Below are 9,943 nucleotides of genomic sequence, written 5' to 3' on the forward strand. Positions count from 1 at the left end.
ATTTAAAGAAAACTATAAGTTTTGCAAATACCAAACCATAAAAAAGTGAATAATTACACTTGTAATTTATTAACTATTGAAAATTAAATAACTGTAAACAATTCGTTTGCTATATAATATGTGATTTTATTTTACATTTATTTTGAAAATATAAGAAAAGTACTACATTTGAAATAAATTGTTTACCCCGAGAAAGACCAAAGCTTCTATTTGGGATATTTTAGTTAGGATCATGAATAAAAACATGGTATGGCAGAAGTGACCAAAAAGTTAAGATATTAGTGTCTTTAATATTTTTTTATTGTAATGAAGAAGGACACAGTATGTATTATCGATGATGACCCGATTTACGTTTACGGAACCAAGATATTATTGAATTATAATAGTAATTTTTGTTCTAATATCGTGGTTTACGAAGACGGTCAAGAAGCCTTGGATAATCTTGGATCAATGATCAAATCCGAAGAGCCTTATCCAGAAGTGATTTTCTTGGATTTAAATATGCCCATTATGAACGGGTGGGAATTTTTGGATGAATTCATAAAATTACCTTTCACCATTAAACCTGTAGTTTATATCGTAAGTTCTTCCATTGCGGAAAGGGACATAGAAAAAGCCAAAAGCTATGATATCGTAAAGGATTTTATTTCGAAACCCTTATCATTTGCACTACTTGAGGATCTTTTTCAAAATAGTTGAATGGGTAGCCCCTTGTCAAGCCCAAGATAAGTTTGGGTGCGCTGGCCTTTGACTCTCGAAGGCGTAACGCAAAAAACCACCCGAAGGTGGCTTTTGGAGTGGTGCCGGAGGGGTTAACTGCGTTGCGCCCTAAAGCTTCTGTTCTGCAATTACAAAGCTTTCTACATGTTTAATTTCCATTTGGTTTTCGATATGTACCTGACCGGAAACAGCCTAATACATACTTAGCTTCTTTAGATTTTGGTGATGGTACCAAAGCGAATACCATCCTTATATCGACATTTATGGTGCTCCGGATTGAATCGCCGTCGACAGAGGCTATTCAGGAACATCTCGCTTCCCTACTTTGTAGGGACGAGGCTAATCTTACTATAATTCAGATTAAGCGGCAAGAGCGTAGTTGTTTTTGCCAATTAAAAGTGTGGATAATGATATTAACGAGCTGTATCCCAGCGCTCGACATGCTTACATTGCCATTGGTCTCGCTGTCAAAACCAGTCGGCCCCATAATGAGAAAGAGAATCTTCGATTCTCCTAATTGAATTATACCCTGACCGAACCATGTTCGCGTCAGGGCGAGCAATTACCCGATGTTATTTTCTTGGATTTGAATATGCCCATTATGGATGGATGGGAATTCTCGTATGAATTTGTGAAATTACTCCTCGAAAATATTCCAAGGATAAATATAGTGAGTTCATCAATAGATAGCAGAGACATTGGGAAGGCCAATAACTATGATATTGTTAAGGTCTTTATCGTGAAACCCTTGTCAGACGGTGTTCAACCCCACGACAAATAATTCACTTCCTTTTTCCGAGTTCCAAAGGAAAGCCTATTGGTGCCTTGGAAACTTAAAAGAGGGTTCACGGCATTTATGATGGGATAAAGGCGGGTATGTGATGATCTACCCTAGAGGACAGCCGTCTTTGGTACTTTTTGAAGCCTAAGTTTCTATATGCATTGCTTAGGAAACCCTTATAAAAAATCGAATTTCAAAACAATTTGTATTTTCATGGAAAAATAGTAGTGAATAAACTCTTTAAAATATTAATGCTATTTGCTTTTGTTCTTTTTAGCATTTGTAACGTATGCTCACAAGGGACTGAAATCGATAGTCTAAAGAACTTGTTGAAAAAACAAGGGAAAGATAGTACTAGGGTAAACCTTAACTATCAATTAAGTACGGCATATAGGAATGAGCCGGATTCTTCTTTAGAGTATATTCATAAAGGTATAGATTTAAGTACATATTTAAAATTAGATAAAAAAGAACACCAAGGGCTTAATTTATTAGCCATGTATTGGTTTGATAGAGGGAACACTAAAAAATCCATGGAAGTAATAACAATTGCATTAGACTTTATAGATAAGGCAAGTGATTTAGAAAAAACAAAAACCTTGGACAATTATGGATTGATACTGCATAGTTTATCTCGACATGATGAAGCAGCTGAAGCACATTTAAAAGCATTGGCTGTATCAGAAAAAAACGGAAATAGTTATCGTGCTGTAGTTTCTCTCAGCAACTTAGGGAATATATATAGATACTTGGACGAAAAAAATAAAGCTTTGGAATTTTATAACAAAGCTTTAGCGATTAGCTTAAAGAACAACTATAAAAATTATATAGCTAATAGTTACGGCAATTTGGGTATTGTTTATCGAGCTAATAATGAACCCGAAAAAGCCCTTGAAGTCTATAAAAAATCTATAGAAATGCACCGAGAAATGGGTGAAAAATTTCATGTAGCTATAGGTTTAATGAATCTGGGAATACTTTATGAATCTTTAGAAAAATATGAAGATGCTAAAAAGTGTCAATTGGAATCCAAAAAAATCAGTAGTCAAATAAAAGATGACATTGGAGTTGTACTTACGTTAAATAATTTGGCGGTTCTTGAGGCGAAAACAAACCAATATAAAAAAGCAATATCCCTGTTAGATTCGGCAAAGGCCAGAGCAGAAAAAATTGATTATAAAGATGCTTATAAACATATTTATTTGGCTTATGCCGAAACCTATTCTAGAATGGGAAATTATAAAGCTGCATATGAGAACAGGACATATTTCGAAAAATGGAAGGATAGTATTTCAAATGAAAACTATCTTAAAAATATAAGCGAGTTGGAAGCAAAATACGAAACCGAAAAAAAGGAGAAGGAAATAGCGACCCTTTCAGAGCAAAAATTAAAAAACGAAACCCTTATAAAAGAACAAAGGCAACAGGTGAAATGGCTTGGCGCTACTGCCATGGGGGTCGTTGCTATGTCAGTGCTCGTTTTCTTATTGTTTAAACAGCGTACGAAAAACAAAAGACAAAATGAGCTGATCGATGCGATTTCAGAAACACAGAACATGGAAAGAAAACGTATTGCCCAAGATCTTCACGATAGTATTGGAGGTTCTTTGGCGTTGATAAAAAATAAATTGGAAGTCGCTTCGGACAAAGAGAATATTTCCAAACAGGACCTTTTGGGAACCATTGAAACAGTTTCGAAAACCAGTGATAAGGTAAGGCGTATTTCACATAACCTAATGCCGAGCGAACTTATTAAGTTCGGATTGGTCTCTGGTATTCAATCGATCTTGGACCAAATAGATAAAGATCACATCAACGCCCAATTATACGCCCATAATATGGAGCAAAGAATTGATCCTACCAAAGAAATACAATTATATAGGATTACCCAAGAAGTGATACAGAATGTACTGAAACATGCCCAAGCCAAAAACCTGACCATTTATTTGAACAAGTATGCCAAACATGTAAGCTTAATGTTGGAAGATGATGGTAAGGGTTATGATCATGCCAGTAATGGAGGTATGGGAATCAGTAATATCAAGAATCGTATAGAACAGTTAAAGGGTACGCTTGATATTGATTCCTCACAAGGAAGGGGAACAACGTTTAATATACAAATACCGGTATAACAATGATCAACCTACTTATTGCCGACGACCACAGGATGTTCAGGGAAGGCCTTATTTCCTTGTTGAAGGAAGAAAAGGACATCCACATCATGGGAGAAGCTTCTACGGGTAAGGAAATTTTGGAACTTCTGGATGATCGACTTCCGGATATTCTTTTGTTGGATATAGAAATGCCCGATATGGATGGTTTTGAGGTATTGAGAACCTTGAAAAAACGGGGATTTAATATTAAGGTGTTGGCACTCACCATGCACAAAACGGCTGAATTCATTAAAAATATAATTAAGGCCGGGGCAGATGGTTACTTACAAAAAGATACGGGCAAGGAAACGCTGATCCAAGCAATTGCCCAGTTGCATGAAAAGGGAAGTTATTATACCCCCGAAGTGGCTACCTTAATGTTGGATGATTTAAGGGGGCTGAACCAGAACTCCAATATATCTCCTCGTGAAAAGGAAGTCGTTCAGCTTATTGTAGCAGGGAACACTACCAAAGAGATTGCCGAAAAACTGTTTTTAAGTAAACATACCATCGAATCGCATCGACAGAATATATTATCAAAATTGCATCTTAAAAATAGTGCGGAATTGGTGCGATATGCCATTCAAAAAGGATGGGCTTAGGCGCAAACCTGTAATATTAGTATCCGCTTTTTTCGTTTTAGTAGTTTTCAGCCATTTTTAGGATTGGCTGGTTGTAAGTACAAATAGCCAAGGTTTTTTTTTGAAATTTGTTTCATAACTGTTCCCAAATCAATCTGTTATGAAGAAACAAAAAATCACTATCCTGATAGGTGTATTCATTTTAGCATGGTCATGTTCACATGATGATAGCCCCAATGCACCAAAAAAGAACGATCCAAAGGTCGATCCAATTAATAACGAATGCGAATGCAATGATGGTATAGACAATGACGGTGACGGACTTGTGGATTGGTCCAACGATCTAGGTTGTACCGGAATCGATGATTGTACCGAGGGCGGACTTGCCACAGGAAGTCTCGAAAATGGTTGGACCGTTATAGAACCGGCTTCTGATACCCGTATCTATTATGTTAGCTCCTCGGAAGGGAATGATCAAAATGATGGTGAAAGTCCCGTCACCCCAAAAAAAACAATTGCCTCGGCTATGGCCTTGGCTAGAGACAATTCATCCGATTGGGTCTTGTTGAAAAGAGGGGATGTTTTTAACGAAAGTTTGGTCATAAAATCGGGTGCTTTGATCAATGAACCTTTTGTTGTAGCCAGTTATGGTGATAGTAAAGAAAGGCCGTTGCTTAAAACCGGAGGAAACCCGGGCATACCTCAAGTGCTTAGCTTCCAAAACATCATTGTTTCAGGGATAGCTTTTTATGCCCATACGCGCAATCCGCAAACAAATGAATTTGTTTCTTATTCAGGTAGTCCGGGTTTTTACTTTTTTAGGAAGGCGGATAACCCCGGGAATAATTTGACTATTGAGGATTGCGTTTTTGATTTTTATGAGAACAATATTGTTCAAGGGGAACAACCTCCGCAGAACATTAGCATCCGTAGAAATATAATTACTAATAACTATTCGGATAATGCCCATAGTCAGGGAATTTATATGGCTTTTTGCGAGTCGGTACTGATAGAGGGAAATGTCTTTGATCACAATGGTTGGTTGGTACAGGCCATTCCCCCCTTTAACAATGCAGAAGCAGGGGGGCAGGCCACCTTTTTTAATCATAATTTTTATGGTACTAGTTTGCACAATGCCACTTTTAAGGGGAATTTTTTCTCAAGGGGATCAAGTATTGGAACCAAGTTCACTGCCGATAACGGACCAGGAAGTGCTTCTGCAATCACTTTGGAAGACAATCTGTATGTCGATGGTGAAATAGGGATTAGCATGGGAGGAAATGATCCAATTGCCTCATACCGTTTCAAGGATATTGGTATCGTGAATAATGTCATGCTCAATATAGGAAGATCTAAACCAACGACAAGGGGCTTGGCGTGGTATCTAGACATCGATGATTGGGATACCGGAAATGTACAAAACAACCTGTTCTTGAATCAGCCCGATGCACAGATCGGCAATACCTTCGCTATCCGTGTTTCGGGGGTGTCTAAGGATGTTACTATTCAGGATAATACCATATACAACCTAAGGTCTGGACTCCCTTTATTAGGGTCCATTGATAGCAATAGCGATAAATCCAATATCCTTTTCAAAAAGAACACTGTTGTCGCCTCTAACTTCAATGCGGTTTTAATGGGGTTTCCCACAAACGTAAGCAATTATACGTTTTCACGGAATAGCTATTATAGTCCCTTAACAACGGATAAATGGTTTCAAATAGGTACAACTTATGCAAGTTTAGCCACTTGGGAAAATCTTACCAATGATGGTGCTTCCAGTACACTTCCCGCATTTAATTCCCCAGATAGGACACTTGAGGTATATCAAACTTCGGTGGGGGGATCGGCAAGTATCGACGGGTTTATTACGGCCATAATGAAACAATCAAAATTCAATTGGAATACCGATTATGATGTGCCTACCATAAACACTTGGTTTAGGGAAGGATTCAAAGTAAACTGATTTTAAAGTAACACCAAATAAAAACGAAAACAAATGAATACGATTACATTGACCTATTATTGTAAAAGCCCGGGAACCCGAAAAAAAAGAAAGCATTACCCATTCTTTTTGGTAATGGCTTTTGTAACCGGATTTTTCGCTATAGTACTGTTTCTTATGTTGTTGATGTCGGCTACCTCACCAGTACAGGATAACGTATATGTAAACGATGTTCGGGTTCCTCAAAAAACATTGAGTCAACTTTCGTCATATTACAATATTAAGGTGGTCAGCGGTAGTTATTGGTACGATAAATATACAGGGGCTTGGGGCCTAAAAGGAGGTCCGGGATTAGGTTTCGTCTTGCCTAATATGCCATTTAATGGCACACTTAAAGCCAATGCCTCAAACGGCAATACAAATGTATTTGTAAACAATAGGGAGCTCCATTGGAAAGACGTTGCCTATTTACAACAATTCTTTAAGGTTATACCAGGGAGATACTGGGTAGATGCACAAGGCAATGGTGGTTACGAAGGGCAATACGCTTCTTTTAATCTTTATCAATTAGCAAAACAATCGGGCACTTCTTTTTATCGGAACAGCTACACAGGCATAGGTAGTGGCAGTAGTGGTGGCACATCTTACGTTATTGGAAAAGACTTTAGTGTAATTGTTGATTAACCAGTATCTAGTTAAACAAAAAGAAAGATGAAAAAACAAAAGGTAAAAGTTTTAGGGATTTCAGGAAGTACAAAGTCAACATCTTCAAGTCTATCAATCTTAGAATTTATAAAAGAAAAATATCATGATAACATCGAATTATGTATTTATGATAAAATAAGCGATTTACCACACTTTAACCCTGAATTAGAAGAACAGCTTCCAAGTTCTGTATTTGAATTGAGGGAGCTAATCAAAAAATCAGAGGGTATCATTTTTTGTACACCCGAATATGTTTTTAGTCTTCCGGGATGTCTAAAAAATGTAATTGAATGGAATGTTTCAACCACACTATTTTCCAGTAAACCTGTAGCAATGATTGTTGCTGCATCATCTGGAGAAAAGGCATTTGAATCTCTAGACCTTGTTTTAACAACAGTAGAAACAATTCTTCCTGAAAATTCGAAATTATTAATTCAAGGAGTGAAAGGAAAAATTAATAAAAATGGAAAACTAACTGACAATGAAATTGTATTAAAATTAGATAAAGTAATTACATCTTTAATAAATACAATAGACGATGAAAACAGAAATCCAACAAAATACAAATAAGTTAAAAAGTCAATCATAAACAAGGCTAGTTCTCATATTAATATTACTGAGAAAATACAAGGACAATCACTAAAAAAAATATTAAAAAAACATAAATGAATACTATAAAAACATTGGGCATGCTACTTTTATTCTCATGTAGCACTTTGCTCCACGCACAATCTATAGAGGTTGCACTCAACCTACAACCAGGTTTATCTCGTGGAGCTATTGATAATGCTGTTTATGATAACACAACAATCCCTGTTTCTTTTGCATTTCGAGGAGGACTAGAAGGTACCTATTTTTTTAACAATACTTGGGGAGTAAGATTGGGTGTAAATTGGCTAACCACACAGTATCACGAAGTAGGCGTTTTCTATAATTCGCCCGAAGAAGAAACTGTTGAAACAACCACTGTTAAATACGCTATCCCAGTTTATTATTTGTCTGTGCCTGTGCAGGCGGTTTATAAACTGTCTTCAGAAAATATAAATATTAACCTTATGGCAGGTATGCAATACCATTTTTATTTGGGTAGTAAGGATAATGATTTGTACAAAGCACAGCAATACCCTTGGTACAATAAAGGCTATATATCTAGTAATATTGGTGTAGAGCTTAACAAAGCTATTACCAATACACTTGCGGTTTCTGTTGGATTAACGGCCGATATTCCATTGTCTAACTTCTTGAAAACTAATGATGGCGTAGTACAGCTAAATAATAAAAACCGCTTATGGCAAGTATTTATGCCTTTAAAATTGACCTACCAGTTTAAAAAATAATAGTATGAAAAATTTAAAAATAACACTGCTATTTTTTGTGGTCATTTCGTTATTCTCAGCGTGTATACCAACAAACCCTGAATTATTAGAAGTTGAAAACAATTTTGCAGAAAGAAATCGTCAATGGCTAATCAATAACAGCCCCTTTTTTTTAGTGCAGTTTCTTACAGAAGAACCTGATGGAATATTTTCGAAGTACCATGTTGGTCGTGGATACATTACTGGGTCAAATTATACAACACCTGCTTTTCAATGGTTTCCTAATGAAACTAATTTTGCTGATTCTTACACGTTATCCATTTCTTTTTTAGAGGATAATACTTTAGAGTTAAAGGAGTGTAGAGATGATATATTATACACAGAAACTATCCCTTGGAATATGGGTGAAGGCATCGTAAGTCATACTGTATCTAACAATAAAAGATACGATGGCTATTGCATTCCTACAATAGAATTAAACGAAAGTTCTAATTTGTATTTTATACAAAAGGTAATGGAGTATGAAGAAGCAAATATTTTAGAATTAAATGGATTATATGGCTTTATGGTAAGACATCCAGAAGGGGGAACAACACTTAGCAAAAGTAGAGGAAGCAAATATCTTTCTCAACTAGAAGTGAAATATCATTTCGGAGAGCCATTTGCTGTTCCAGTACCTAACAGCTATGAGAATTCAGATATCGAACTTGGTGATTTTCAACGTAAACGTTATAGATTCGGTGTTATTTCTGCAAACAATCCTGTTTTTTTAGATTTACCTCTCGATACCAGAGCAAAATTTACGTATTGTGCAAACATAGACCCTTGCGACACCTTAAACTGCGCAAACGGCACCCAACAAACAGCCGATAATGGAGATTGTTTCTGTAATTGCGAACCTGGTTTTACAGGCTCTAATTGCGACCAACCGGTTTCAAACCTACCCGTAAATATGCAGTTACTCGCTGGTGATGGCACACAAGGCAATGCCAATGGTACCTTTGGGCAGCTTAACTATCCGCAAGCCGTAGCCACTTCAACAGATGGTACCGTAGTATATATTGCCGATAGTGGTTCAAAATCCATACGCATGGTAAACCCGGTAAATAAAGAAGTTACCACGCTTTTAGGAGGCAATGCCGAAGGCTATCAAGATGGTGCGTATGCTACTGCTCGCTTTAGTAGTTTTGGAGATATTGCTTTAGATGATGCAGGAAATATTTACATTTCAGATTCAGGCAACCACATCATACGTAAAATTGCCGACGGACAAGTAACTACCTATGCAGGTATAGGCGGTTCAGGAGGATTTATTGATGGTGATGCAAGTGTTGCGCAATTTAGGTATCCTACAGGTTTGCTTATCCGTAATAATATAATGTATGTTGCAGATACGGAAAATGGTAGTATTCGTGCCATTGCTATGAATGATGACCCTAGTTTACGAACCGTGAGTACCTATGCAGGTAACGGAACTATCAACCTTGTGGATGGTGCTAATGCTAGTGCTTCTTTTTTAGGTCCAAGGGACATAGCTTACGACCCTACTAACGACCGATTATTAATAACAGATACTAATCCCGCCGGTACTGGTTTTGTTCGTGCTGTAACTAACACACAAACAACTACATTAACTGTTGACTTACCAGGCTCTCAAGTTTTAAATTATTCAGCAGGAATAGCTATAGATCAAGTAGCAAACGATGGTAGTTTTTACCTTTCAGATAGAACCAACCACACCT

Annotated in this window: 9 protein-coding genes and 1 other RNA gene; 9 read left to right on the top strand and 1 reads right to left on the bottom strand. The window is 36.9% G+C overall.

Annotated elements, in window-relative coordinates; genetic code table 11:
- The first annotated feature begins 306 nt into the window (after positions 1–306).
- A complete protein-coding gene (locus R3X28_RS15795; protein WP_154363734.1) occupies positions 307–699 on the top strand; it encodes a two-component system response regulator in 393 nt (130 codons plus the stop codon).
- A 96-nt stretch (positions 700–795) separates the two neighbouring features.
- On the opposite strand, the gene ssrA is transcribed toward R3X28_RS15795, so the two are convergent.
- Positions 796–1,205: a transfer-messenger RNA gene (gene ssrA / locus R3X28_RS15800) on the bottom strand.
- 32 nt (positions 1,206–1,237) lie between these two features.
- On the opposite strand from ssrA, the gene R3X28_RS15805 reads away from it, so the two are divergent.
- The 8 genes from R3X28_RS15805 to R3X28_RS15840 form a co-directional block, all read left to right on the top strand.
- Positions 1,238–1,501, top strand: coding sequence for a hypothetical protein (locus tag R3X28_RS15805; protein ID WP_317665593.1), 264 nt, complete (start codon positions 1,238–1,240; stop codon positions 1,499–1,501).
- Between the two features lie 251 nt (positions 1,502–1,752).
- Positions 1,753–3,633 carry a sensor histidine kinase gene (locus R3X28_RS15810; RefSeq protein ID WP_109649492.1) on the top strand — a complete coding sequence of 627 codons (1,881 nt, stop codon included), beginning with the start codon at positions 1,753–1,755 and terminating at the stop codon, positions 3,631–3,633.
- Between the two features lie 2 nt (positions 3,634–3,635).
- Positions 3,636–4,256, top strand: coding sequence for a response regulator transcription factor (locus tag R3X28_RS15815; protein WP_109649491.1), 621 nt, complete (start codon positions 3,636–3,638; stop codon positions 4,254–4,256).
- 139 nt (positions 4,257–4,395) lie between these two features.
- Positions 4,396–6,201, top strand: coding sequence for a hypothetical protein (locus R3X28_RS15820; RefSeq protein WP_317665597.1), 1,806 nt, complete (start codon positions 4,396–4,398; stop codon positions 6,199–6,201).
- Between the two features lie 33 nt (positions 6,202–6,234).
- Positions 6,235–6,864, top strand: a complete 630-nt coding sequence (locus R3X28_RS15825; RefSeq protein WP_317665599.1) for a hypothetical protein — start codon at positions 6,235–6,237, stop codon at positions 6,862–6,864.
- Between the two features lie 27 nt (positions 6,865–6,891).
- Entirely contained in the window at positions 6,892–7,455 is a 564-nt protein-coding gene (locus R3X28_RS15830; protein ID WP_154363728.1) for an NADPH-dependent FMN reductase, read from the top strand.
- Between the two features lie 95 nt (positions 7,456–7,550).
- Positions 7,551–8,222, top strand: coding sequence for an outer membrane beta-barrel protein (locus R3X28_RS15835; RefSeq protein ID WP_154363727.1), 672 nt, complete (start codon positions 7,551–7,553; stop codon positions 8,220–8,222).
- Positions 8,223–8,226: 4 nt separating this feature from the next.
- On the top strand, positions 8,227–9,943 hold a 1,717-nt coding region (locus tag R3X28_RS15840; RefSeq protein ID WP_317665602.1), incomplete at its 3' end, for a hypothetical protein.

The organism is Maribacter sp. TH_r10 (genome assembly GCF_033101095.1).
In the GTDB taxonomy this organism is placed as follows: Bacteria; Bacteroidota; Bacteroidia; order Flavobacteriales; family Flavobacteriaceae; genus Maribacter_A; species Maribacter_A luteus.